This is a genomic window from Klebsiella sp. CN_Kp104, assembly GCF_040064515.1.
Classification (GTDB): domain Bacteria; phylum Pseudomonadota; class Gammaproteobacteria; order Enterobacterales; family Enterobacteriaceae; genus Klebsiella; species Klebsiella aerogenes.
Genome location: NZ_JBEAII010000003.1, coordinates 201565 through 228092 on the forward strand (window position 1 = coordinate 201565; position 26528 = coordinate 228092).

At 56.3% G+C, this 26528-nt stretch carries 22 protein-coding genes; 6 read left to right on the forward strand and 16 right to left on the reverse strand.

The genetic code is table 11. The features are described from left to right. Window positions 1–44: 44 nt before the first annotated feature. From ABLU80_RS06795 to queA, 7 genes are all read right to left on the reverse strand, one after another. Entirely contained in the window at window positions 45–734 is a 690-nt protein-coding gene (locus ABLU80_RS06795) for a YafY family protein (RefSeq protein WP_042893552.1), read from the reverse strand. Between the two features lie 24 nt (window positions 735–758). Further along, entirely contained in the window at window positions 759–1124 is a 366-nt protein-coding gene (locus tag ABLU80_RS06800; RefSeq protein WP_015704559.1) for a VOC family protein, read from the reverse strand. 136 nt (window positions 1125–1260) lie between these two features. Beyond that, entirely contained in the window at window positions 1261–2232 is a 972-nt protein-coding gene (gene secF / locus ABLU80_RS06805; RefSeq protein WP_015367999.1) for a protein translocase subunit SecF, read from the reverse strand. A gap of 10 nt (window positions 2233–2242) precedes the next feature. Continuing rightward, on the reverse strand, window positions 2243–4090 hold the full coding sequence (secD, locus tag ABLU80_RS06810) for a protein translocase subunit SecD (protein ID WP_015704558.1): 1848 nt from the start codon (window positions 4088–4090) through the stop codon (window positions 2243–2245). Between the two features lie 26 nt (window positions 4091–4116). Continuing rightward, window positions 4117–4449, reverse strand: a complete 333-nt coding sequence (gene yajC, locus ABLU80_RS06815; protein ID WP_003859109.1) for a preprotein translocase subunit YajC — start codon at window positions 4447–4449, stop codon at window positions 4117–4119. Between the two features lie 22 nt (window positions 4450–4471). Continuing rightward, window positions 4472–5599 (reverse strand): tRNA guanosine(34) transglycosylase Tgt, encoded by a 1128-nt coding sequence (tgt, locus tag ABLU80_RS06820; RefSeq protein WP_015368001.1) that lies wholly within the window; start codon window positions 5597–5599, stop codon window positions 4472–4474. Window positions 5600–5707: 108 nt separating this feature from the next. Beyond that, a complete protein-coding gene (queA, locus tag ABLU80_RS06825; protein ID WP_015368002.1) occupies window positions 5708–6772 on the reverse strand; it encodes a tRNA preQ1(34) S-adenosylmethionine ribosyltransferase-isomerase QueA in 1065 nt (354 codons plus the stop codon). Between the two features lie 150 nt (window positions 6773–6922). Between queA and acpH the strand changes: the two genes are divergently transcribed. Together acpH and ABLU80_RS06835 are read left to right on the forward strand one after the other, a co-directional pair. Further along, on the forward strand, window positions 6923–7504 hold the full coding sequence (acpH, locus tag ABLU80_RS06830; protein WP_015704556.1) for an ACP phosphodiesterase: 582 nt from the start codon (window positions 6923–6925) through the stop codon (window positions 7502–7504). A gap of 169 nt (window positions 7505–7673) precedes the next feature. Further along, on the forward strand, window positions 7674–8276 hold the full coding sequence (locus ABLU80_RS06835; protein ID WP_015368004.1) for a peroxiredoxin: 603 nt from the start codon (window positions 7674–7676) through the stop codon (window positions 8274–8276). A gap of 102 nt (window positions 8277–8378) precedes the next feature. On the opposite strand, the gene ABLU80_RS06840 is transcribed toward ABLU80_RS06835, so the two are convergent. The 3 genes from ABLU80_RS06840 to ABLU80_RS06850 form a co-directional block, all read right to left on the reverse strand. Further along, the gene (locus ABLU80_RS06840; protein ID WP_047063942.1) at window positions 8379–10247 is read right to left on the reverse strand and encodes an amidohydrolase; all 1869 of its coding nucleotides are present in this window, start codon (window positions 10245–10247) and stop codon (window positions 8379–8381) included. A 25-nt stretch (window positions 10248–10272) separates the two neighbouring features. Further along, on the reverse strand, window positions 10273–10818 hold the full coding sequence (locus ABLU80_RS06845; RefSeq protein WP_047080992.1) for an antibiotic biosynthesis monooxygenase: 546 nt from the start codon (window positions 10816–10818) through the stop codon (window positions 10273–10275). A 184-nt stretch (window positions 10819–11002) separates the two neighbouring features. Beyond that, complete coding sequence (locus ABLU80_RS06850; protein WP_020079504.1) at window positions 11003–11644, reverse strand: hydrolase; 642 nt, start codon at window positions 11642–11644, stop codon at window positions 11003–11005. A gap of 278 nt (window positions 11645–11922) precedes the next feature. Between ABLU80_RS06850 and ABLU80_RS06855 the strand changes: the two genes are divergently transcribed. Beyond that, window positions 11923–12825, forward strand: a complete 903-nt coding sequence (locus tag ABLU80_RS06855; protein ID WP_015704553.1) for a LysR family transcriptional regulator — start codon at window positions 11923–11925, stop codon at window positions 12823–12825. On the opposite strand, the gene malZ is transcribed toward ABLU80_RS06855, so the two are convergent. The 5 genes from malZ to phoB form a co-directional block, all read right to left on the reverse strand. Beyond that, entirely contained in the window at window positions 12822–14639 is a 1818-nt protein-coding gene (gene malZ, locus ABLU80_RS06860; protein ID WP_170926282.1) for a maltodextrin glucosidase, read from the reverse strand. The two genes, ABLU80_RS06855 and malZ, sit on opposite strands and share 4 nt — an antisense overlap. A gap of 146 nt (window positions 14640–14785) precedes the next feature. Continuing rightward, on the reverse strand, window positions 14786–16159 hold the full coding sequence (gene proY / locus ABLU80_RS06865) for a proline-specific permease ProY (protein ID WP_015368010.1): 1374 nt from the start codon (window positions 16157–16159) through the stop codon (window positions 14786–14788). Between the two features lie 123 nt (window positions 16160–16282). Then, on the reverse strand, window positions 16283–17602 hold the full coding sequence (gene brnQ, locus ABLU80_RS06870) for a branched-chain amino acid transporter carrier protein BrnQ (protein ID WP_015368011.1): 1320 nt from the start codon (window positions 17600–17602) through the stop codon (window positions 16283–16285). Window positions 17603–18015: 413 nt separating this feature from the next. Beyond that, window positions 18016–19311, reverse strand: coding sequence for a phosphate regulon sensor histidine kinase PhoR (phoR, locus tag ABLU80_RS06875; RefSeq protein ID WP_032707533.1), 1296 nt, complete (start codon window positions 19309–19311; stop codon window positions 18016–18018). Window positions 19312–19332: 21 nt separating this feature from the next. Next, window positions 19333–20022, reverse strand: a complete 690-nt coding sequence (gene phoB, locus ABLU80_RS06880; protein WP_004099401.1) for a phosphate response regulator transcription factor PhoB — start codon at window positions 20020–20022, stop codon at window positions 19333–19335. Between the two features lie 219 nt (window positions 20023–20241). Here phoB and sbcD point away from each other — a divergent pair, with 219 nt between their 5' ends. Both sbcD and sbcC read left to right on the forward strand, forming a co-directional pair. Next, entirely contained in the window at window positions 20242–21444 is a 1203-nt protein-coding gene (gene sbcD, locus ABLU80_RS06885; RefSeq protein ID WP_015704550.1) for an exonuclease subunit SbcD, read from the forward strand. Then, a complete protein-coding gene (gene sbcC / locus ABLU80_RS06890; protein WP_348849847.1) occupies window positions 21441–24575 on the forward strand; it encodes an exonuclease subunit SbcC in 3135 nt (1044 codons plus the stop codon). The genes sbcD and sbcC overlap by 4 nt, the downstream gene beginning before the upstream one ends. 36 nt (window positions 24576–24611) lie before the next feature. On the opposite strand, the gene mak is transcribed toward sbcC, so the two are convergent. After that, window positions 24612–25517, reverse strand: a complete 906-nt coding sequence (gene mak / locus ABLU80_RS06895) for a fructokinase (RefSeq protein WP_020079509.1) — start codon at window positions 25515–25517, stop codon at window positions 24612–24614. Window positions 25518–25608: 91 nt separating this feature from the next. On the opposite strand from mak, the gene rdgC reads away from it, so the two are divergent. Beyond that, window positions 25609–26520 (forward strand): recombination-associated protein RdgC, encoded by a 912-nt coding sequence (rdgC, locus tag ABLU80_RS06900; protein WP_015368016.1) that lies wholly within the window; start codon window positions 25609–25611, stop codon window positions 26518–26520. The last annotated feature ends 8 nt before the right edge of the window (window positions 26521–26528 follow it).

Below are 26528 nucleotides of genomic sequence, written 5' to 3' on the forward strand. Positions count from 1 at the left end.
CAAGACAGCGCCCGGGACGCGTTTTACGCTTACCGGGCGTTTTTTTATCGCTCCTCACATCTCACCTTACGTAAGAAATCGCTCAGTGAACGGTCGGCGCACTCGCTGAAACGACGTTCGATCACCTTCACCTCCAGACAACGATCGAGACGAAAGTTACGATAATCACTGCGCAGTTCGCACCAGGCCACCAGCAGCCAACGCTCCCCCCAGAAAAATAGCCCCAGCGGCAGCACTTCACGCCGCGTTACCTGACCGGATTCATCCTGATAGTGAAGCTGCAACACCTGCTGATTGGATACGGCCTGATGGATAACGTCAAAATGGGTTTTAGCATAACGATGCGCGCCAAGGTCAGGGGCAAACAGCCGGGTCTGCTCCGCTTTGCGCCGCCGGTCTTCCGGCAAAATCGCCAGCATTTTTTCCTGAGCTGACTCCAACGACTGTGAAAGCGCATCTCCGCCCCAGGTCTTCAGTAGTCGAATCGCGGCGATTAGCGCTTCAGATTCTTTGCTGGTTAGCATCAGCGGCGGCAGATCATAGCCCGCCAGCAGACGATAACCGCTCCCGGCCTCGCCCTCAACCGGTACACCGGAGAGCGAGAGGTCGCGGATATCGCGATAGACGGTTCGCTCCGACACGCCCAACCGCTCCGCCAGCAGCGCCGCGGTGGTTAGCCGCCTGCCGCGCAGGATCTGTACAATCTGAAATAAACGGTCGGCGCGTCGGGTCATTTCTCGTTTCGCTAAATAGTCAGGTTAAACCGGTTGATGCAAACCTACGCGGTTGCCTTCGCTGTCGGTAAACAGGGCGATGGTGCCAATATCATTCGGCAGCGCCAGCGGGCCAAATACGCACGCTCCTCCCGCCGAGGCGATACGATCCAGCGTGGCGGCCAGGTTGTCGGTATGCAGATAAATAATAGCGCCCTGCGGCGATGGCGCGATACCGTCAAATTTAGCCAACGCGCCGCCGGGGGCCGGATCCTGATGCGGGAAGACGGCCAGGTCCGCACAATCCATGGTTTCACGACGCAGCGTCACCTGCATTACCGGCTCATAAAACGCGACGGCGCGATCCATATCAGCGACCGGAATTTCAAACCAGTTAATCACGTTATTCATACTTCCTCCTGCTCGTTAGTGAGTTCAGAAGCAGTGTACGAGAGGGCTCCTGACAGCATACTGTCAGCAGGTTTCAGGCAGGCAAAAAAAATCCCGGCCATCGAGGCCGGGATTGCTTTATCTCAACTGAACTCTATTACGGCAGAATAGACGGCTGATCCGCCCCTTCTTTTTCGACCTTCTGCTGGATCAGATGCTCGCGCTTCATGCCCAGTTTCAACGCCAGCGCGGACGCGACGTAGATAGAAGAAGCCGTACCGATGGAAACACCGATCAGCATGGTCAGCGAGAAGCCTTCCAGAATCGGGCCGCCGAAGAGGAACAGCATCAGGATCACCATCAGGGTGGTACCGGAGGTGATCAAGGTACGATGCAGCGTCTGGGTCAACGACACGTTAAAGATTTCGTACGGCGTACCGCGACGGATCTTACGGAAGTTTTCACGGATACGGTCCGACACCACGATACTATCGTTCAACGAGTAACCAATTACCGACATCAGTGATGCGACGATGGTCAAGTCAATCTCGATGTGGAACAACGACAGTACACCCATGGTAATCACCACGTCGTGCGCCAGTGCAATAACGACCCCTGCCGCCAGTCGCCATTCAAAGCGGAAGCCGACATAGATAAGGATACACACCAGCGCCGCAATCAGCGCCAGTGCGCCGGTTTGCGCAAGGTCCGCGCCCACGCTCGGGCCAACGAACTCAATACGTTTCACCGTCGCGCTTTGGCTGGTCGATTCGTTAATCACGTTAACGACTTTGCTGCCCAGCTCCTGGCTGCCGTTGGCATCGTGTACCGGCGGCATACGCACCATGATGTCGCGGCTGCTGCCGAAGTTCTGCAACTGCGGCTCCTCAAAGCCTGCTTTCTGCAGCGAATCGCGCAGCTGGTCCATATCAACCGGTTTTTCGAGGGTAATTTCAATCACCGTACCGCCGGTGAAATCGAGACCCCAGTTAAACCCGCGGACGCCGATGATGGCGATCGACACAATCAGCAGAAAACCTGAAATGCCGAAGGCCCAGTAGTCCCAGCGCATAAAGTCCCAGACTTTACGGCCGTGGTTCAATTGTTCAACAGTATATTCCTGTGCCACAACGCACTCCTCAGATAGACAGCTTTTTCACGCGCTTGCCGCCGTACAGCAGGTTCACGATGGCACGGGTGCCGACGATAGCGGTAAACATTGAGGTCGCGATACCGATACCGGTAGTAATCGCAAACCCTTTAATGGCACCGGTACCGACCGCGTACAGGATGATAACCTTAATCAGCGTCGTCACGTTGGCATCGAAGATAGAGCTAAATGCGCCCTTATAACCTTCGTCAATCGCCTGCTGAACGGTACGTCCGTTGCTCAGCTCTTCTTTGATACGCTCGTTAATCAGTACGTTAGCATCGACCGCCACCGCAAGGGTTAAGACGATACCCGCGATACCCGGCATGGTCAGCGTTGCCCCAGGAATCAGGGACATAATGCCGACAATCAGCACCAGGTTAGCAATCAGCGCGGAGGTCGCAATCAGGCCGAACTTCTTATAGAAGAAGATCATGAACAGGATAGAGACCACCAGACCGGCCAGACACGCTTCCAGGCCCTGCTTGATATTCTGCATACCCAGAGTTGGGCCGATAGTACGCTCTTCAACGATCTGAATCGGCGCAATCAGGGCGCCCGCACGCAGCAGCAGAGAAAGCTGACGCGCTTCGGTCGGGTTGCTGATACCGGTGATACGGAAGCTATTGCCAAGGCGAGACTGGATATTGGCGATGTTAATCACCTCTTCCTCTTTCGCAAGGATAGCGCGACCGTTGGCATCTTTCTTACCGCTGTCTTTGTACTCCACGAACAGGGTCGCCATCGGTTTACCGATATTGTCCTTGGTGAAGTTAGACATGATGTTGCCACCCGCGCTATCGAGCGAGATGTTAACCTGCGGCTGGTTGTACTCGTCCATGCTGGAAGTGGAGTCAGTGATATGGTCGCCGGTCAGGATCACGCGCTTATACAGCACCACCGGACGGCCTTCACGGGTATCTTTCACTTCCGAATCGCCCGGTACGCGGCCAGAAGCGGCTGCGGACTGATCGACGTTGGTGTTCACCAGACGGAATTCCAGCGTCGCGGTCGCGCCAAGGATTTCCTTCGCACGCGCGGTATCCTGGATACCCGGCAGTTCAACCACGATACGGTCGGAACCCTGACGCTGCACCAGCGGTTCGGCCACGCCGAGCTGGTTTACACGGTTACGCAGAATGTTGATGTTCTGCTGAACGGCGTATTCACGGGCTTCTTTCAGACGTTCGTCGGTCATCACCGCTTTCAGCGCATTGTTCCCCTGGCTTGAAATAACCAGATCGCGATGGCGCGGGCTGAGATAAGAGATAGCCTGGTCGCGCGCCGCGCTGTCGCGGAAGACGATGCTCAGACCGTAGTTGTCTTCCTTACGCACGGTAGAGTAAGGAATGCCTTTGTCACGCAGCTCGCTGCGCAGGCTATCGATGTTTTGTTCCTGCAGTTTGCCTAATGCGGTGTCCATGTCCACTTCCATCAGGAAGTGCACGCCGCCGCGCAGGTCAAGACCCAGCTTCATCGGCTCGGCATACATCGCCGCCAGCCAGCGCGGGGTAGCAGGAGCAAGGTTTAGCGCCACGACGTATTTGTCACCCAGCAGGTTAACCAGCGCTTCACGCGCTCGCAGCTGAGTGTCGGTGGTGTCGAAGCGCGCAAGAATTGCGCCCTCTTCCAGTGCCACAGACTTCGCGGTGATTTTTTCTTCTTGTAAAGTTTTCTGGACCTGGATCAGCGTTTGCTCACTGGCGGCGACGCCGCGCGCGCCAGTGATTTGAACAGCCGGATCCTCACCATACAGGTTGGGAAGCGCGTAAATCAGGCCGACGATAATCACGACGACCAGCATCACGTACTTCCACAAAGGATAACGGTTTAACACGGCAGTTCCCTTAGGGAAAATGGTAATTACAGCGCCTTCATGGTGCCTTTCGGCAGAACGGCAGCTACGAAGTCACGTTTGATAACCACTTCGGTGGTATCGTTCAGCGCGATAGCGATGTAGCCGTTTTCCGCGACTTTAGTCACGCGACCAACCAGACCGCCGTTAGTCAGGACTTCATCACCTTTGGCGATGGAGTTCATCAGATTCTTGTGCTCTTTAGTACGTTTCTGCTGTGGGCGCAGGATCATGAAGTAAAAAATCAGACCGAACACCACCAGCATCAGAATCAGAGACATTGGGCTGCCCTGCGCCGGCGCGCCGGTTGCTGCTACCGCATCAGAAATAAAAAAGCTCATTGAAATTCCCTCATTATTAAAATTAATCAACGTTCAAAGGAGGAACGGAACGCCCCTGACGTTGGTAAAAATCGGTCACGAAGCTCTCTAATTTACCCTCTTCGATAGCCTTGCGTAAACCAGCCATTAAACGCTGATAGTAGCGCAGGTTATGAATGGTATTGAGGCGCGCGCCCAATATTTCGTTGCAACGATCAAGATGATGCAAGTAAGCACGTGAATAATTGCGACACGTATAGCAATCGCACTCGGCATCCAGCGGCGATGTATCGCTTTTATGCTTCGCGTTGCGGATTTTCACTACGCCATCGGTCACAAACAGATGGCCGTTACGCGCGTTGCGCGTCGGCATAACGCAGTCAAACATATCGATGCCGCGACGTACCCCTTCCACCAGGTCTTCCGGTTTCCCGACGCCCATCAGGTATCGCGGTTTATCTGCCGGGATCTGCGGGCAAACGTGCTCCAGGATACGGTGCATGTCTTCCTTCGGCTCGCCGACAGCCAAACCGCCGACAGCGTAGCCATCAAAGCCAATCTCTACCAGACCTTTCACCGAGATATCTCGTAAATCTTCGTAAACGCTGCCCTGAATGATGCCAAAGAGCGCGTTTTTGTTGCCGAGGCCATCGAAACGGTCACGGCTGCGCTTGGCCCAGCGCAGAGACATTTCCATCGAACGCTTAGCGTAATCCCAGTCTGCCGGGTACGGCGTACATTCGTCGAAGATCATTACGATATCGGAACCGAGATCGTACTGAATCTCCATCGATTTTTCCGGATCGAGGAAAATCGGATCGCCGTTGATCGGATTGCGGAAGTGCACGCCCTGCTCGGTGATCTTACGGATATCGCCAAGACTGAAGACCTGGAAACCGCCGGAATCGGTGAGGATCGGCCCTTTCCACTGCATGAAATCATGCAGATCGCCGTGCAGCTTCATGATTTCCTGGCCCGGGCGCAGCCACAGGTGGAAGGTGTTGCCGAGGATGATTTGCGCGCCGGTGGCTTCAACTTCTTCCGGCGTCATCCCTTTGACGGTGCCGTAGGTACCCACGGGCATAAAGGCTGGCGTTTCAACTACGCCGCGATCAAACACCAAACGGCCGCGACGCGCGCGGCCATCGGTGGTATCAAGTTCAAATTTCATTATTGCTCCTGCGTCAGAAAAACAGTCCGACGTTTAAATACTCGCCACGGAATGATTCCGTGGCTAAAAAATGCGTCAAGGCGTCAGAAAGCCGGCGTGCCGGGCTTTTTAGGGACGCTCAGAAATAGCCTGCGGATTGTACGTGATAAACATCGCGTCCCCGTAGCTAAAAAAGCGATATTTTTGTTCTACCGCAGCCTTATAGGCGTTCATGGTGTGCTGATAGCCAGCGAAAGCGGAGACCAACATAATCAGTGTGGATTCAGGGAGATGGAAGTTAGTCACCAGCGCATCGATGACTTTGTACTGATATCCCGGATAGATAAAGATCTGCGTATCGGCAAAGAACGGCTCAATCAGGCCATTTTTAGCCGCCTGCGCCGCGCTTTCCAGCGAACGCACGGAAGTGGTGCCGACGGCGATGACGCGGTTACCGCGCGCTTTCGCCGCCAGAACCGCATCAACCACATCCTGCGGCACCTCCGCATATTCTGAGTGCATGATGTGCTCTTCGATGCTATCGACGCGCACCGGCTGGAAGGTCCCCGCGCCAACGTGCAGCGTCACAAACGCCATCTCAATGCCTTTCGCGCGCAGTTTTTCCAGCAGCGGGTCGTCAAAATGCAAGCCGGCGGTCGGCGCGGCGACCGCGCCCGGCTTGGTGCCGTAAACTGTCTGGTACAGCTCGCGATCGGCGTCTTCGTCCGGGCGGTCGATATACGGCGGCAGCGGCATATGACCGATGCTGTTCAGGATATCGAGCACCGGGCGCTCATCGTTGAACTCAACTTCAAACAGTGCGCCGTGGCGCGCCAGCATTGTGGCGTTAATGCTTTCGTCATCGCCTAACAGCAGCTCCGCCCCCGGCTTCGGCGCTTTAGAGGCGCGAATATGTGCCAGAATACGTTTATCATCCAGCATTCGCTCGACCAGCACTTCAATCTTGCCGCCGCTGGCTTTACGGCCAAACAGACGCGCCGGGATCACCCGGGTGTTGTTAAAGACCAGCAGATCGCCAGGGTTGAGCTTATCGAGCAGATCGGTGAAAGTACCGTGCGTCAGCGCGCCCGTCGGCCCGTCCAGCGACAGCAAGCGGCAGCTACTGCGCTCCGGCTGCGGATAGTGAGCAATCAGGGATTCAGGTAATTCAAAGGAAAAATCGGTAACGCGCATGACGATGACTCAGACTAAATAAAGAGGCGGGTAGTCTAGTGCCGGGCGGGTCTTCCTGCAACCGTTACCCTATTCAACGCTGGATATAATAGCGGAATACCATGATTAACCAGCAAGAACGGCATGACCGTGTGAAGGATTGAAGTCGATATGAATTTTCTCGCGCATTTACATCTCGCCCATCTTGCGGATAGCTCGCTGCCGGGCAACCTGCTGGCCGATTTTGTCCGTGGTAACCCGCAGGGCGAGTATCCTGCGGATGTGGTTGACGGCATTTATATGCATCGGCGTATAGATGTAATGACCGACAATCTGGCGGAAGTTAAAACGGCGCGCGAATGGTTTCGCCCCGAGACCCGCCGCGTCGCGCCAATTTCCCTCGACGTCATGTGGGATCATTTCCTGTCGCATCACTGGGCGCAGCTGTCGCCGGATCTGCCGCTAAACGAGTTTGTGCGCTACGCCCACGCGCAGGTAGCGCAAATTCTGCCGGATTCGCCGCCGCGCTTTGTTAATCTCAATGAATATATGTGGTCCGAACGCTGGCTGGAACGTTATCAGGATATGGAATTCATTCAGCGCGTCCTGAACGGTATGGCCAGTCGCCGCCCGCGCCTCGATGCGCTGCGTGATTCATGGTACGACCTTGATAACCACTATGGGCAACTGGAGCAGCAATTCTGGCGTTTTTATCCGCGAATGATGGAGCAGGCGAAAAAGAGAACGCTGTAAAACCTTGCGCTTTCTCACAAAACGATTATTCTGAAAGCGCTATTGAATAATTATCAATAGGCAAAATCTATCTCATCGATTGTCAGCGCCGCATTGAGTTCCTGCCCGCCTCTGCCTATACTGGCCCGCGTTGCGTTCCAATTAACCTTAGTAATAACAGGAGAATCATATGGTTCTGGTTACTCGTCAGGCTCCGGACTTTACCGCTGCAGCAGTATTAGGTAACGGCGAAATCGTTGAGAAATTCAACTTCAAACAGCACACCAACGGTAAAGCTACCGTCCTGTTCTTCTGGCCAATGGATTTCACTTTCGTTTGCCCGTCTGAACTGATCGCTTTCGACAAGCGCTACGAAGAATTCCAGAAACGCGGCGTAGAAGTGGTTGGCGTTTCCTTTGACTCCGAGTTCGTTCACAACGCATGGCGTAACACCCCGGTAGACCAGGGCGGTATTGGCCCGGTTAAATACGCGATGGTTGCCGACATCAAACGTGAAATTCAGAAAGCTTACGGCATCGAGCATCCGGACGAAGGCGTTGCGCTGCGCGGTTCCTTCCTGATCGACGCTAACGGTATCGTTCGCCACCAGGTTGTTAACGACCTGCCGCTGGGCCGTAACATCGACGAAATGCTGCGTATGGTTGACGCGCTGCAGTTCCACGAAGAGCACGGTGAAGTTTGCCCGGCTCAGTGGGAAAAAGGAAAAGAAGGTATGGCCGCTTCTCCGGAAGGCGTAGCTAAATACCTGACCGAAAACGTATCCAGCCTGTAATCGGCTAGACGTTTCCATAAAAAGGCTCGCAAATGCGAGCCTTTTTTGTGCCTGTTATATTCGCTGTGAGCCCGGTAAGCGCGGCGCCACCGGGCAAACGTATCAGAACGCGAAGCAAGAACAGCCTAATACGCCCCAGAAAGCCTGCTCATCCGCCACCGGAATCGACGACTTGCGCGCAATATCATGCTGATGTCCATGCACGCCGCAGCTGCCGCAGCACTGGTGCATCTGCACCACCGCGCCAATCTTCGCGGCCGCAGGCGGCGCCGAGCGATAATGCCCAGGCACTTTTACCACCGGCGACCACTCCGGCAATACCGGAATTGGCGGCGGCGCCAGCGGCGAGAAATGGCCGGCCGCGTACACCACCTTGCCATCAACGATGGTCAATACCGACTCAATACCTTTAATTTCCTCTTCCGCAACGCTGAAGTAGTCTTTTGACAGCACTACCAGGTCAGCCAGTTGCCCTTTCTCAATGCGTCCTTTTTTACCCTGCTCGCTGGAGAACCACGCGCTACCGGCGGTCCATAGCTCAAGGGCGACGTCGCGCGGCAAACGGTTGTTATCGTCGTACATCGCCATGCCGCCGACGGTACGTCCGGAAACCAGCCAGTACAGCGCGGTCCACGGGTTATAACTGGCGACGCGGGTCGCATCGGTACCCAAGCCTACCGGTACGTCCAGTTCCAGCATTTTCGCCACCGGCGGCGTATGTTTCACCGCCTCTTTGCCGTAGCGATCGACGAAATACTCGCCCTGGAAAGCCATCCGGTGCTGCACCGCGATACCGCCGCCTAGCGCCTTCACGCGTTCAATATTACGTTCGGTGATGGTCTCGGCGTGATCGAAGAACCAGTGCAGGCCGTTAAACGGAATATCGCGGTTCACCTTCTCGAACACATCCAGCATTCGGCTAATCGACTCATCGTAGGTGGCATGCAGACGGAAAGGCCAGCGGTGTTCCACCAGATGACGCACCACCCGCTCCAGCTCATCTTCCATGCCTTGCGGCAGATCCGGCCGCGGCTGCAGGAAATCTTCAAAATCCGCCGCCGAGAAGACCAGCATTTCACCAGCGCCGTTGGCACGGTAGAAATCGGTGCCCTGCCCCGGCTTCAGCATGTCGGTCCAGCGCTCGAAATCTTCCAGCTCCTGCTTCGGCCGCTGGGTAAAGAGGTTATAGGCGATACGCACGGTCATCTGCTCTTTGGCGTGCAGTTGCTCGATAATTTCGTAATCTTCCGGGTAGTTCTGGAAACCACCGCCGGCATCGATAGCGCTGGTTAATCCTAAACGGTTCAGTTCGCGCATAAACTGGCGCGTGGAGTTAACCTGTAGATCGAGCGGCAGCTTCGGTCCTTTGGCCAGCGTCGCATACAGGATCATGGCATTCGGTTTGGCGATCAGCATCCCGGTCGGGTTGCCGTTGTTATCGCGAACGATCTCGCCGCCCGCCGGATCCGGCGTCTCTTTGGTATAGCCAACGGCTTTCAGCGCCGCGCGGTTAAGCAGCGCGCGATCGTACAGATGCAGCACGAATACCGGCGTGTCAGGCGCCGCTTCATTCAGCTCTTCCAGCGTCGGCATGCGGCGTTCGGCAAACTGGAATTCGCTCCAGCCGCCGACCACCCTCACCCACTGCGGCGACGGCGTGCGATCGGCCTGATCTTTTAGCATACGCAGCGCATCCGCCAGCGATGGCACTCCTTCCCAGCGCAGCTCGAGGTTATAGTTCAGGCCGCCACGAATCAGGTGCAGGTGGGAGTCGTTAAGACCCGGGATCACCGTATGGCCTTTAAGATCGACAATTTGCGTCCCCTCGGCGGCGAACGTCATGATTCGATCGTGGCTTCCGGTCGCGAGAATTTTTCCATCGGCGATGGCCACGGCTTCCGCCAGTGGGTTCGCGCGATCGAGCGTATGAATCTGACCGTGGGTCAGAATCAGTGTGGCAGTTTGCGACATAACGCACTCCTTTAAGCTGGTTGAGCTAGTTTTTTTTCAACCAACCGGCAAACAGACGGGTCACGATAGGCATCCACAACCAGACCACCAACGCGACCACCAGGGCATCGTTAATCAGATGCAGTAACAAGCTTCCCCGTAACTCCGGTAGCGCCATGCCGGTCAGCCATGGTACCAGGTTGGTACTTGGGAAGATGACCAGCAGGGTTATCAGGAACTGTTTCCAGCGCAGCGGCTGGCGAATATTGGCCGCAGGCGGGGTAAACCAGAACGCCGCTTCGGTGCGGATTTCGGTACGATCGCCATCATTGAGAAACGGCGCGATTTCCGCGACTAATTCACGACGGGTTTCCGACTGCGTCCAGGCGTAGAGATGTTCAATGGTGTCGAAGCGAATTATCACGCTCCAGAGATTTTGCCCGGCCGCCGGACGGATCACGTTGGCGCCAAGATGGCCGGGAAACTCCGCCGCAACCGGCATGATTTTGCCCAACCATGCTTCATAGCGCTGGCCGTTTTGTGGATCGAGATGATGACTGATGACCAGCGTCACTGATTTCTGTTGCGCCATTAAGAGTTCCTTGCTTCAGGGGAATGACGGGATTTCTCCCGCCATCAGCCATAAATGACAATACACAAAATCATTCATGCCGCATTGAGGCGGCAAGATTGCCCGCCCTCGAGCGCTGACATCAGCCAGTGACCGGGGCGGACAAGCGAAGCCAACAAAGAGGCAGCTTGCAGGATGAAGTGTTTTAGGCTTTACGTTCCGGCGCGCCGTGCACCATGGTATAAGCATAATCCACGCCCATACCGTAGGCGCCGCTATGTTCACGAACCAGATCCATCACCGCGTCATAAGTCTCTTTACGTGACCAGTCGCGCTGGTACTCCAGCAGGACCTGCTGCCAGGTCACCGGTACCGCGCCGGCTTGCACCATACGGTCGATGGCGCGCTCGTGAGCGTCAACGGAGGTACCGCCGGAGGTATCGGTTACCACGTACACTTCATAACCTTCTTCCAGCGCCATCAGCGCCGGGAAGGTCAGGCACACTTCAGTCCACAGCGCGGAAATAATCAGTTTTTTACGTCCAGTGGCTTTCACCGCATTAACAAAACCGGCGTCTTCCCAGGAGTTCATAGAAGTACGTTCAATCGGTTTCACTTCAGGATGAACCGCCAGCAGTTCTGGCCAGATATAGCCGCTGAAGCTTTTGGTTTCGACAGAGGTATAAATAACCGGAACGTTAAAAATCTTGCCCGCTTTGGCCAACGCGACGGTGTTATTTTTCAGCGTCTGGCGATCGATATTGGCCACACCAAAAGCCATTTGCGGCTGGTGGTCAATAAAAATAAGGGTGGAATTAGACGGATCAATCAGTTCACGAATAGACATAACACATCCTATTAATCAATTAGTTAGGAAGATAATACACTGCCGTTGTGCTGTGCTGATTGTGGCCAATAACGCATGATGAGTATAGTCAGTAATTTCTAACGAGTTATTAAAGAAATCTTTCCGTTTTAATTCACTTGAGTAAAAATAGTGACCGTTTGAATAATTAAAAAAAGACTAATCAAAAAATTAATGGGAACTGTTCTAATTTATTCACTGGAATTGAACATCGGCCTTCGGTAAAACAACGTTATTATTAGACTGGCGGATCGAGACTAATGCGTTTAAACCTTGATGTACTTTTGATTCTTGATGCTCTGGATAGGCATGGCTCGTTCGCGCTGGCGGCGGAGTCGCTATTTAAAACCCCCGCCGCGCTGAGCTATATGATCCAAAAACTGGAAAACGATCTAAACATCAGTCTGCTGGATCGTTCCGGACACCGGGCGAAATTTACCGATACCGGTAAAATGATGCTGGAAAAGGGGCGCCTGCTGCTCAATGCCGCCAACGATCTGGAAAAACAGGCGCAGCTGCTGAGTTCCGGATGGGAGCGGGATCTGGCGATTGCGCTGGACGACTCTTTCCCTTTCCAGGCCCTATTGCCGCTGATTGAAAAGTTTTACGCGCAATATCCGCAAACCCGGCTCAACTTTACCCACCATACCCTGGCGGGCTCATGGGAAGAGCTGACTCACAACGGCGCGGATATTATTCTTGGGGCGATTAACGAACCGCCGACTTCAGCGGAATGGTCGTGGAAAATGCTCGGCGCGATGGACAACGTGTTCGTTGTCGCGCCCGGCCACCCGCTGGCGGCAACGACCCAGCCGCTGACCAACAAACAACTCAGCCTGCATCGCGCGGTGGTTATTAGCGATAGCGCCCGCTACTGTCATCCACTGAACAGCAACCTGCTCGATGAGCAGGAGCAAATCCGGGTAGATGATTTCGCCACCAAAGTCGCGCTCCTGCGCGCCGGTTTGGGATGCGGATTCCTGCCCCGCCACATCGCCCTCCCGTGGCTGGAGAGCGGTGAGTTGCTGGAGAAACCGGTGATTTCGAGCCGTGAGAAAGATATAACCTATATGGCCTGGCGTAGCGGCAATAACGGTCTGGCTCAGCGCTGGTGGCGAGAGGCTATTCTCGAAGACAGCTGTCTGAGCCAGCTCTACCGTTAACGGCTACACCAGACGCTTGCGGAAATCGCGGGCAAACTCAGCACATCATCGTGCATGTCGCCCGCGCCTTCTTTTCGCTGCCACGTTTTCCCCTCCAGCAAAGGCGATGCGTCGATTACCACCTCGCAGGCATGACCACGGTTTATCGCCACCAGCACCCGCTGCTGTTTGTAAACGCGAACAAAGACCACCACGTTATCTTCCGCATAGATGACCTGGCAGCCGCCATAGCGCAGCGCCTGATGCCCCTTACGCAAGGTGGTCATACGCTTATATAACGCCAACAAGTTTTCATCCTGCAGCGCCGGATCCCATGGAAAGGGTTTACGGCAGAAGGGATCGTTGTTGCCATCGACGCCGACTTCGTCACCATAGTAAATACACGGAACGCCCGGCCAACAGAACAGCCAGACCACCGCCAGCGGCAGTCGCGCCACATCCTTACCCAGCAAGGATTTAAAACGCGCGGTATCGTGGCTGTCCAGTTGGTTAAACATCCGCAATTGCTGCTGATGCGACAGCCCGGCGCGATAGTTGTCCATCCACGCCATACAGGTTTGCGCATCGATGTGCTGCGGATCGTAGGAAATATCGGTATTGGCGAGGAAGCCCCACAGCGGGAAGGTAAAACCGCGATAGTTCATCGCCGCGTCTTCGGCATCAGCCTGCAGCCACTGGCGCGCATCGCCAAAATGTTCGCCGAATACAAAAGCCTCCGGCTGCTCCCGCTTCGCCGCCTGGGTGATACCGGCAATATGGCGCAAGTTATTACGCGCGCCGCCATCCTCGCCCAGCATATGCACCACGTCCAGCCGCCAGCCGTCCATACTCCACGGCGCTTTTAACCAGTGGCGCACCACGCTGTCTTCACCCGCATAGATTTCGTTAACCAGGCTCGATGAACGGTAGTCAAGTTTTGGCAGACTGGCGTAACCCAGCCAGTTATGCGCCACCCCGTCCTGGGAAAAATTAAACCACTCACGCCACGGGGAATCCGGCTGATGGCAGGCGCCGTTGCTCGCCTGCTGGTGGCGATCGAACCATGGGTGCGAGTCACCGGTATGGTTAAACACGCCGTCGAGGATCAGGCGCATCCCTTCACGCTGCGTATTGTGGCGCAGTCGCAGCAGCGCGGCATCGCCACCGAACTGCGGATCGACACGGCGATAATCAGCGGTATCGTATTTATGTACGCTGGGCGCGACGAATACCGGATTGAGATACAGCGCGGTCACGCCAAGCTGCTTCAGATAAGGAAGCTTCTCGCTAATACCGTCGAGGTCGCCGCCATAAAAGGTCGAACCGCCCGCCTCGCCGGTTAACGGCTCATCCCACGCTTTTAGCACAATATCCTGACCGGCCGCATGGTGGTAATAAACCTCGTCCTGCCCGGCTTCTCGCGCCTCGCTACGGGCGAAACGATCGGGGAAAATTTGATAAAACACCTGATCGGCGACCCACTGCGGGCCGCTATCCGGCACATCGACCGCAAACTGCTCCAGCCTCGCGGGCGGGAAACGCTGGAATCCCTGCGGCGTAAACCACAACTGACGGTCCGCCCACAGCAGCTTAAAGCTATAGCGGCGGCGCGGCTGGCCGTTCATCAGGTTTATCTCTCCACGCCAGGCGACGACATCGGCGTGTGGGGATTGGCGCAGGCGCTGCATGGGCAACGACAGCTCTTCATTGTCTTCTTCCGCGCGCAGCGTAATTCGCTGCGGCATTGTTTCGCCGCTTAGCCACAATGTGATAACGAGTCGTTCCTGCTGCTCTTTAATAAAAGGAGCAACCGGCAGGTGCCAGGCCTTCAACATCATCATTCCTCTTTTTGCGTAATGGCCACACCTTGCCACAGTGAACAGGCGTATAACTCATCATCAATAGAATAATTGGGGGAGGAGAAAGGAGGAGGATGTGATTTTCCGGGCCGCGGCAAAGCCGGACCCGGAAGAGTGGAGAATTACTGCGCCTGCGCTAACTGGCGATCGCGGCGGGTCTTAATTTTCCAGCCAACCAGCAGCAGCACGATCCACGCAAAGCCGACGTACAGCGAAATGCGGGTATCCGGATGGTAGCCGATAAGCGCGATGATAAAGACCAGGAACAGCAGGCCGACCACGGTGGTGGCCACGCCGCCCGGTACTTTAAACTTCAGCGCTTTCACCTCTTCCGGCGACAGGCGGCGACGGAAAGCGATTTGCGACAGCAGGATCATAATCCACACCCACACCGTGGCGAAGGTCGCCAACGACGCAATCACCAGGAAGACGTTTTCCGGCATGATGTAGTTGAGATAGACCGCAAACAGCAGCGCCACGGTCATCACCAGCACCGTCACCCACGGCGTACCGCGACGCGACGTTTTGGCGAACACTTTCGGCGCGCTCCCCTGCTCGGCCATTCCGTGCAGCATACGGCCAACGCCGAATACGTCGCTGTTAATCGCCGATAGCGAGGCGGTTAACACCACGAAATTCAGGATGCCGGCGGCAAAGGTAATTCCCATATGCTGGAAGGTCAACACGAACGGGCTGCCGTTAGTCCCCACCAGGTTCCAGGGATAGATAGACATAATGACGAACAGCGTCCCCACGTAGAACACCAGGATACGCATCGGCACCGAATTAATCGCCCGCGGAATGGATTTTTCAGGATCCTTCGCTTCACCGGCGGTGATACCGATAATCTCAATCCCGCCGTAGGCGAACATCACCATCTGCAGCGACATCACCATCCCCAGCCAGCCGTTACTGAAGAAGCCGCCGTTACTCCATAAGTTATGAATACCGGTTGGCTGACCGCCGTTGCCGATACCCCAGATGATGATGCCGAAACCGGCAAGGATCATGATGATAATCGTGGCGACTTTAAAGAATGAGAACCAGAACTCCAGTTCGCCGAACACCTTCACGCTCATCAGATTGACGGCGCAGATAATCAGCACCACGCTCAGTACCCATATCCAGTGCGGCACCGCCGGGAACCAGACGCCCATATAGATACCGAAGGCGGTCACGTCGGCAATCGCGACGATCAGGATTTCAAAACAATAGGTCCAGCCGGTGATATAGCCGGCCAGCCCGCCGAGGTTCTCCTGCGCATAACGCGAGAAAGAGCTGGCGGAAGGATTATGCACCGACATTTCGCCCAGCGCGCGCATGATGATATACGCCGCCACGCCGCCGATAATGTATGCCAACAATACGCTCGGCCCCGCCATTTTAATGGCGTCTGCCGAACCATAGAACAGGCCGGTACCAATAGCGGAACCAAGGGCCATAAAGCGAATGTGCCGGGTACTTAGCCCGCGCTTAAGCTTGTTACTACTTTCCATCGTGTTCCATGCCGTTTTTCTCGTTTGTGCTTTGCGGGGGCAAAACGCAAAAGGGAATGACCAAAAAAACAAAAAACCACGGGACCTTAAGTCCCGTGGTTAAACACCTGCGTAAAGCGTCGGTTAGTGGGCTTTTGAGACCACCGGGCTACCCGCTGCGCGATCGATGATCGCGGCCAGCACAGCCATCACCGCGGTTGGCAGCAACCATGCCAGACCTTGCGCTGCCAGCGGCAGGCTCGCGGTCCATTGCGGCAGGATATCTGCGAACGCCGATGCTTTAACACCGTCAATGATACCAAACATCAGGCTGATAAACATTGCCGGCGCGATAACGCGGGAGGAATTATGCCACCAACCGCGGGTAAAGCTTAATACCACCAGTGCGATACACGGCGGATAAATAGCGGTTAACACCGGAATCGAGATCTGAATCAGATGGCTGAGCCCCAGGTTAGAAACCGCCATGGAGAACAGGCCGAGAATAAACACCAGCGAACGATACGACAGCGGCAGATACTGCGCGAAGAACTCAGCGCAGGCGCAGGTCAGGCCAACCGCGGTGACCAGACAGGCGATAAATATCAATGCCGCCAGCAGGAAGCTGCCCGCGCCGCCGAAGGTATGCTGCACGTAGGAGTGCAGAATAGCCGCGCCGTTTGCCGACTGATCGACCAGCGTCGCGCTATCGGAACCCAGGCGGAACAGCGCCAGGTACAGCAGCGTCAGGCCCACGCCGGCCATCAGACCAGCCCAGACGGTGTATCGGGTCAGCAATCGGGCTTCGCTAACGCCACGGGAACGCGCAGCATTAACGATAACGATACCGAAGACCATCGCCCCCAGCGTGTCCATGGTCAGATAACCATTGACGAAACCATTAGAGAACGGCGCGGTACGATAGGCTTCCATCGCGTCGCTAATCGGGCCAGCCGGCCAGATAACCGCGGCCACCGCGAGCACGACCAGGGCGATAATTTTCAGCGGCGCCAGGAAGTTGCCGACGGTATCCAGCAGTTTGCCCGGATAGAGAGAAACCAGAATCACCAGCGCGAAATAGATAACGCTATAAATAAGGAGCGGCAGCGCGCCGTCGCCGGTCAGCGGAGCAATCCCCACTTCAAATGAAACGGTGGCGGTACGCGGGGTCGCGAACAGCGGCCCAACCGCCAGGTAGCACACCACGGCCAGCAAAATGCCCGCAACTTTGCCGATTGGCGAGCTCAGACGCTCAACGCCGCCGCCGACTTTCGCCAGCGCGACTACCGTTAGCACCGGCAAACCCACGGCGGTAATCAGGAAGCCAATGGCTGCGGTCCAGACGTGTTCGCCGGCCTGTAAGCCAACCATCGGAGGGAAGATAATGTTGCCTGCGCCAACGAACAGCGCGAAGGTCATAAAGCCCAGCGCGATGATGTCGCGAGATTTTAACTGATGGGTCATAAATTCATTACTGCCTGTGGATGTGGTGTTGTAAAAAACGGAAAAATACCGTGCCTTCCTTTCGGGATGATACAGCGGCCATTGCCTGTAAACTCAGCGAGATATGCTCTCGAAGCGGCGTGGAAAAGAATTGTTTTTTGAATTACCACGCAAAAGCAGTCTTACCGGGACTGCATAGGGGGCAATTTAAACGCTTATAACGTTTTAAAGCAAGGTGGGATCGTAAAACCAGATGATTATGCTAACTATGATTTTGAACCTGGATTAATTGACCATAACGACGCAAAACGCGTGGCTAATCATGCGAACAATAAATAACCAGGCGTTCGTTTAATACGCAACGAAAAGTTGACTGCAAATGAAAATGACCAGCCGAAGCTGGTCATTGGCAAGGAAAGCTGACAGACGCCGCCTCAGGCGACATTTTTGGCAATTAAACGTTCCGGCAACAGGAAGCTAAAGCGTGTTCCCTTCCCGACCGTACTTTCGATTTCCAGCCGGCTTTCGTGATGGCTAACCGCATGTTTCACAATAGCCAGCCCTAAACCGCTGCCGCCGGTTTGCCGGGAGCGCGCCTTGTCGACGCGGTAGAACCGCTCGGTCAACCGGGGGAGATGTTCAGGCCCGATGCCAGGACCGTTGTCCTCAACGCTAAACAGCGCGCCGTGTGGCGCCCGCTGCCAGCTGACGTGAATCTCAGTTCCCGCTGGAGTATGGTTAACGGCGTTGTACACCAGATTGGAAATCGCGCTGCGCAACTGCTCTTCGTTGCCCATCACCTGGAGCGTTTCGTCGACGCTAAAGTGCAACTGATGCTTACCCTGGCTGAGGGTTTGCGCCTCGCGCTCAACCACCCGCAGCATCATCGGGACGTCGATTTTATCATTCATCGCCAGCACCGGCGCGGCTTCAATACGCGAGAGCGTCAGCAACTGCTTCACCAACCCTTCCATCCGCTGCGTTTGCTCACGCATGGTATGCAGCGCTTTTTCTCGCGTCGGCCCTTCCAGCACCTGCTCCTGCATCATCTCGAGATAACCCTGCAGTACGGTGAGCGGCGTGCGCAGCTCGTGGCTGACGTTGGCGAAAAAGTTACGCCGCGCGCCTTCCAGCTGGTGCATTTGCGTGACATCGCGCGCCACCATCAACCACTGTTTATCGCTATAAGGCATCACGCGAATTTCCAGATGACGGGCGTTATTGAGCACCAAATTAAGGGGCTTGGTGAAATCGCGGTTTTTCAGATAGTTAGCAAACTCTGGGTAGCGCAGCAGGTTGAGGATATTCTGCCCGCTATCGTCCGGCCAGCGTAGATTAAGGATTTGTTGCGCCAGGCCATTACACCAGAAGATGGCGCCCTCTTCGGTGGTCAGCACCACCGCATCGGGTAAGGATTCCGCCCCGCTGCGAAAGCGCTTGATGAGGCTTCCCAGTTCGCGACGACGTTTTTTATTACGCATCTGCATTTGATGCAGACCATACAGCAGCGGTTCCCAACTGCCGCTTCCCGGCGGCGGCGTCATACTGCGATCGACCCACAGCCACCACGACAGACGTAACAAATTCCAGAAATGCCAAATAAGCAATCCGGTCACCGCCGCCAGTAAAAACCACGGCAGATGACCGAAAAACGCCCCGAGGATCAGGGCCGGTATACAACATAAGAAAAGCTCAAGCGCCAGCCTTTTCCATGACAGCCGTTCCAGCACGGGTCACACTCCTGTCAAAATTCAGAAACGGGCGGAGAAACGATATCCCGTGCCGCGAACCGTCTGTACCATCCGGTCATGGCCGCTATGTTCCAGCGCTTTGCGCAGGCGGCGAATATGCACATCCACCGTCCGGTCTTCAACGTAAACGTTGGTTCCCCAAACGTGATTCAGCAGCTGTTCACGGCTGTATACGCGTTCCGGGTGGGTCATAAAGAAGTGTAATAATTTAAACTCGGTCGGCCCCATATCCAGCGGGTTTTCACCGGTCATGACACGATGCGAGGAGGGATCCAGGCTCAGCCCCTGCATCTCAATCACCTCTTCGACCGCCATTGGCGAAATACGCCGCATCACCGCCTTAATTCGCGCCACCAGCTCCTTCGGCGAAAACGGTTTGGTAATGTAATCATCCGCACCGGTTTCCAGACCGCGAACGCGATCTTCTTCTTCGCCGCGCGCCGTCAGCATCACCACCGGAATATCGCGGGTCATCGCTTCGCGCTTAAGCTGTTTAATAAACTGTAGCCCCGATCCGCCCGGCAACATCCAGTCAAGGAGAATCAAATCGGGCCAGGGTTCATTGAGTTGATTCACCGCACTGTCAAAATCTTCCGCCTCGACGGGCTGAAAGCCGTTTTGCTCCAGAACAAAGCAGACCATTTCGCGGATTGGAGCTTCATCTTCAACGACCAGAATTCTTCTCGCCATTATTTACCCTGTGTTTTTTAGCCATCAGTATAGAAGTGCGCGGCCATTATGCGTCAGATTTGTGACAGATTTATGAAAAAATGACCGTCTGATGAATGCGGATTTTGAATGATGACACGCACTTAACGCATCCAGTCTCGCCGTAATATGGCAAAAGGAATACGGGCGGCGGGATCGACGTTATAATGGCCGCCTGGCTTTTATCGCAACGGAATTTTTATGCGCATCCTTCATACCTCCGACTGGCATCTCGGCCAGAACTTCTACAGCAAAAGCCGCGCGGACGAACACGCCGCCTTTCTCGACTGGCTGCTGGCGCGCGCGCAGGAACACGAGGTGGATGCCATTATCGTCGCTGGCGATATTTTTGATACCGGCTCTCCGCCGAGCTACGCCCGCGAACTGTATAACCGTTTTGTCGTTCAACTGCAGCAAACCGGCTGCCAGTTGGTGGTGCTGGCGGGCAACCACGATTCGGTGGCGACGTTAAACGAGTCGCGCGAAATTCTCGCCTTCCTGAAAACCACCGTGGTCGCCAACGCCGGCCACGCGCCCTTTATCTTGCCGCGGCGCGACGGCGCGCCCGGCGCGGTCTTCTGCCCGGTGCCGTTTTTGCGCCCGCGCGAACTGGTGGTCAGCCAGGCTGGCCACTCCAGCGGCGAAAAACAGCAGCAGTTGCTCACCGCCATCAGCGACTACTATCAGCAGCAATATCAGCAGGCCTGCGATCTGCGCGGCGAACGGGCACTGCCGATTATTGCCAGCGGCCACCTCACCACCGTCGGCGCCAGCAAAAGCGACGCGGTCCGTGAAATCTATATCGGCACCCTCGACGCCTTCCCGGCCAATCGCTTCCCGCCCGCCGATTACATCGCACTCGGCCATATTCATCGCGCCCAGCTGGTTGGCGGCTGCGAGCATATTCGCTACAGCGGTTCGCCGCTGCCGCTGAGTTTTGATGAAACCGGAAAAAACAAAAGCGTTAATCTGGTCTCATTCAGCGAGGGCAAGCTCAGTGAAGTCACCCCGCTAACGGTGCCGATCACCCAGCCTCTGGCGGTACTGAAAGGCGATTTCGCCAGCATCACCGAACAGCTTCAGCAGTGGCAGGATAGCGCGCAGCAGCCGCCGGTATGGCTGGATATCGAAATCACCAGCGATGAGTACCTGCACGATATCCAAAGAAAAATTCAGCAGCAGACCGAATCGCTGCCGGTGGAAGTGTTGCTGGTGCGCCGCAGTCGCGCCCAGCGTGAACGCATTCTGGCCGGCGTTCAGCGAGAAACGCTGAGCGAACTACAGGTCGAAGAGGTGTTTGCCCGCCGCCTGGCGCTGGAAACTCTTGATGCTCCACAGCAACAGCGGCTGGAGCAACTGTTTACGGAAACGCTGCATAGCCTGAACGGTGAGGAACGCCTGTGAGAATCCTGAGCCTACGCCTGAAAAACCTTAACTCGCTGAAAGGCGAATGGAAAATCGACTTTACCGCTGAACCGTTCGCCAGCAATGGGTTATTCGCGATTACCGGGCCGACCGGCGCCGGGAAAACCACCCTGTTAGATGCTATCTGTCTCGCGCTGTACCACGAAACGCCGCGCCTGAGCAGCGTATCGCAATCGCAAAACGATCTGATGACCCGCGACACCGCCGAGTGCCTGGCGGAAGTTGAATTTGAGGTCCGGGGCACCGCCTATCGCGCCTTCTGGAGCCAGAACCGCGCCCGCAACCAGCCGGATGGCAATCTACAGGCGCCGCGCGTTGAGCTGGCGCGCTGCGACGACGGGAAAATTCTTGCCGACAAGGTCAAAGACAAACTGGAGCTGACGGCATCAATTACCGGCCTCGACTATGGGCGCTTTACCCGCTCAATGCTGCTTTCGCAGGGGCAATTTGCCGCTTTCCTCAATGCCAAACCGAAAGAGCGCGCCGAACTGCTGGAAGAGCTGACCGGGACTGAAATTTACGGGCAAATTTCCGCGCAGGTCTTTGAAAAACATAAACTCGCCCGCATTGAACTGGAAAAGCTGCAGGCGCAGGCCTCCGGCGTCGTACTGTTAAATGATGAGCAGCAGCAGGCGTTACAGCAAAGTTTGCAAGTACTTACTGCTGAAGAACAGCAGCAGCTTGCCGAACAGACCCGCCAGCAAAATGGCCTACAGTGGCTGCGCCGCCGTCAGGAGCTAAACGCGGAAGCCACCCAGGCTCAGGCTGCTTTACAGCAGGCGCTGCTGGCGCAGGAAGCCGCCGCGCCGCAGCTGGCGGCTCTACAAACCGCGCAGCCGGCAGAGCAACTGCGTCCATTATGGTCGCGGCTGCAGGAACACAGTAGCGCGCTGGCGCAAACTCGCCGTCAGGCTGAGGAAGTAAATACTCGCTTACAGCACAGCCTGCGCCGTCGCGCCGGGATCCGCCTGGCTGCCCAACAACGTCTGGCTCAACTAGAATCCAGCCAGCAATCGTTAAATGAGTGGCTTAAAGCGCACGAGCGATTCCAGCAGTGGAGCACGGCGCTGGCAGGCTGGAAAGCCACCTTCCAGCAGCTTAACCGCGACGCTCAGCAAGAGTTGACGCTACAACAGCGCCTGCAGGATGCCAGCCGTAAGCTCGGCGAAGTGCCGGCCACCGCGCTAACCCTCGATGCGCAGCAGGTCAGCCGCGAGCTGACACAGCATGCCGCCGCCCGCCCGCTGCGCCAGCAGCTCTCAACCCTCCATCGCCAGCTGCAGCCGCTGTTCCTGCGTCTGCGGCAGCTACAGAGCGCGGAAAACGCCTCACAGCAGGAAAAAGAGAAGCTTGAAGCCGCGCTACAACAGCGTCGTCAGGCGTGGAAGGAAAAAAATCAACAGCTCAGCGATGTAAAAGCCATCTGCGAACTGGAAGCGCGTATCGCCGGGCTGGAAGCCGAGCGCGCCCGCCTGCAGCCGGGCGCGCCTTGTCCACTGTGCGGTTCTGAACATCATCCGGCGGTCGCGGAATACCAGGCGCTGGTACCCGGCATCAACCAAACTCGCCGCGACGCGCTGGAGCGTGACGTGCGACAGCTGGCGGAAGAAGGCGCGCAGCTGCGCGGCCAGCTTGAAGCGCTGCTTAAACAACAGCAAAAAGACGCTGACGAGAAAACATCGCTTCTGCAGCAGGAGCAAGCGCTCACCTCTCAATGGCAAGCCACCCTCGCGGAATTAGCGATTACGCTGACGCCGCAGGATGATATTGCTGGCTGGCTGGATAGCCAACAGCAGCATGAACAGCAGCTGTATCAGCATCAACAACGGCTGGCCTGGCAGGCGCAACAGCAGGAGAGCCAGCTGCAGCTGCAGCAGTTACAGCAGGATCTCGAACAGCGCCGTCGCGCGCTGCAGGCGGAGCTGGACGTTTATACCCTGGCGCTGCCGCCTGCCGCGGAGGCTAACGACTGGCTGGCCCAGCGTGAAGCCGAAACCCGCGGCTGGCAGGCGAAACAAAATGAAGCCGCCGCGCTGCAGGAACAGCGCCAGCAGCTAACGCCGCTGCTGGAAACCCTGCCTGAGTCAACGGAAGCCGCGGATCCCGCGCCGCTGGAGGGCTGGCGGCAGGTGCATGATGATTGCCTGGCGCTACAGAGCCAGTGGCAAACGCTGGGCCAGCAAGAAAGCCAGCAGCAGGCACAGGTGAAGGAAAGCGAAAAGCAGTTTACTGCCGCGCTGGCCGCCAGCCCGTTTGCCGACCAAGCGGCCTTTCTTGCCGCTTTGCTTGACGAGGCAACCCGCCAGCGGCTGGAACAACTCAAGCAGACGCTGGAAAAAGAAGTTCAGCAGAACCAAACGCTGGCCCTGCGGGCGCAGACGTCGCTTGAACGCCATCAGCAACAGCCGCCCGCCGATATTGATATTAACCAGCCGCTGGAGCAGCTAGAGAATAGGCTGGAGCAACTGGCACGCCAGTTGCGGGAAAACAGCGCCCGTCAGGGTGAGATCCGCCAGCAGTTGAAGCAAAACAGCGATAACCAACAGCGCCAGCAATCATTACGTCAGCAGATGGAACAAGCCGCGCAGCAGGTCGAAGACTGGGCCTGGCTGAATGCGCTCATCGGTTCAAAAGAAGGCGATAAGTTCCGTAAATTCGCCCAGGGGCTGACGCTGGATAATCTGGTGTGGCTGGCTAACCAGCAGCTCAACCGCCTGCATGGCCGCTATTTGTTGCAACGTAAAGCCAGCGAGGCGCTGGAGCTGGAAGTGGTGGACACCTGGCAGGCCGACGCGGTGCGCGATACCCGCACGCTTTCCGGCGGCGAAAGCTTCCTTGTGAGCCTCGCGCTGGCGCTGGCGCTATCTGACCTGGTGAGCCATAAAACGCGGATTGATTCGCTATTCCTTGATGAAGGATTCGGCACCCTCGATAGCGAAACGCTGGATACCGCGCTGGATGCGCTCGACGCGCTTAACGCCAGCGGCAAAGTGATTGGCGTGATTAGCCACGTCGAGGCGATGAAAGAGCGCATCCCGGTGCAGATTAAAGTGAAGAAGATAAACGGTCTGGGATACAGCCGGTTGGATAAAGCGTTTGCGGTGGAGTGAAGTCTTCCCTCTCCCCACAGGGGAGAGGGAATGAGATCACAGCGGCCACAGCCATGCCGCGCCGCGTACGCCGCTGGAATCGCCGTGCATCGCCTGGCGAATCGGCGTCTCGCATTCTCCACCGAACACCCACTGCTTCACCAGCCCCGGTACCGTTTGATACAGGCGTTCGACATTGCTCATCCCGCCGCCTAACACAATGACATCCGGGTCGAGGATATTCACCACATGCGCCAGCGATTTCGCCAGCCGCTGCTCGTAGCGGCTCAGCGCCAGTTCGGCCTTTTCGTCACCTTCACCCACCAGGCGCATAATCTCGCTGCCGGTTAACGGGTTTCCGCTCAGCCGCTGATAGTCGGTGGCGAAGCCGGTGCCGGAAATAAAGGTTTCAATACACCCCTGCTTGCCGCAGTAACAAGGCACTTGCTGACGATAGCGCAGCTCATCTTCATCCATCCACGGCAGCGGGTTGTGCCCCCATTCGCCGGCTGTACCATTGCCGCCGATATGCGCGCGCCCGTTCAACGCCACCCCCGCGCCGCAGCCGGTACCGATAATTACCGCAAACACGGTTTGCGCACCCGCGGCCGCGCCATCGACCGCCTCCGAAACCGCCAGGCAGTTGGCGTCGTTGGCAAGCCGGACCTCACGATTGAGGCGCAGGCTGAGATCTTTATCGAAGGGTTGTCCGTTCAGCCAGGTCGAGTTGGCGTTTTTCACCACCCCGCTATACGGCGAAATCGAGCCGGGGATGCCCATACCGACGGTGCCGCGCTGCCCGGTCGCCTGCTCGGCCATCTCCACCAGCGAGGCAATCGTCTCGATGGTCTGGCGATAATCCTCCCGCGGGGTTGGCAAGCGGTGGCGAAATAACTGCTGGCCCTGCTCACTCAGGGCGATGACTTCTGTTTTTGTTCCACCTAAATCAATACCAATACGCACAGTCTGCTCCTCACCCCGATTAACAATGCAAGCATAGCGACAATTCGCTATCATGCCCGCCTGATTTAACGACAAAGCCGTGGAAATTATCATGCTGTGGTTCAAAAATTTAATGGTTTACCGTCTGAGCCGCGATATCGAATTGCGCGCTGAAGAGATGGAAAAACAGCTGGCCGAGCTGACATTTACCCCTTGTGGCAGCCAGGATATGGCGAAAACCGGTTGGGTATCGCCGATGGGATCGCACAGCGACGCGCTGACGCATACGGCAAACGGCCAGATCGTTATCTGCGCCCGTAAAGAAGAAAAGATCCTGCCGTCGCCGGTGATCAAACAGGCGCTGGAAGCAAAGATCCTCAAGCTCGAAGCCGATCAGGGCCGCAAGCTGAAGAAAACGGAAAAAGATTCGCTGAAAGATGAAGTTCTACACTCGCTGCTGCCGCGCGCCTTTAGCCGCTTCAGCCAGACGATGATGTGGATCGATACCGTCAACGGCCTGATTATGGTGGACTGCGCTAGCGCGAAGAAAGCGGAAGATACGCTGGCGCTGCTGCGTAAAACGCTGGGCTCGCTGCCTGTAGTGCCGCTGACGCTGGAAAATCCGATCGAGCTGACGCTGACCGAATGGGTGCGCTCCGGTAGCGTGGCTCAGGGCTTCCAGCTGCTTGACGAAGCCGAATTGAAAGCGATGCTGGAAGATGGCGGCGTGATCCGCGCGAAGAAACAGGATCTGGTGAGCGATGAGATCGCCGTACATATCGAAGCGGGTAAAGTGGTCACCAAACTGGCGCTCGACTGGCAGCAGCGTATCCAGTTTGTGATCTGCGACGACGCATCGATTAAACGTCTGAAGTTCTGCGACGAATTACGTGACCAGAATGAAGATATTGACCGCGAAGATTTTGCGCAGCGTTTTGACGCCGACTTTATCTTGATGACCGGCGAACTGGCGGCATTGATTCAAAGCCTGGTTGAAGGACTGGGCGGCGAAGCCCAGCGCTAACGCGCTAC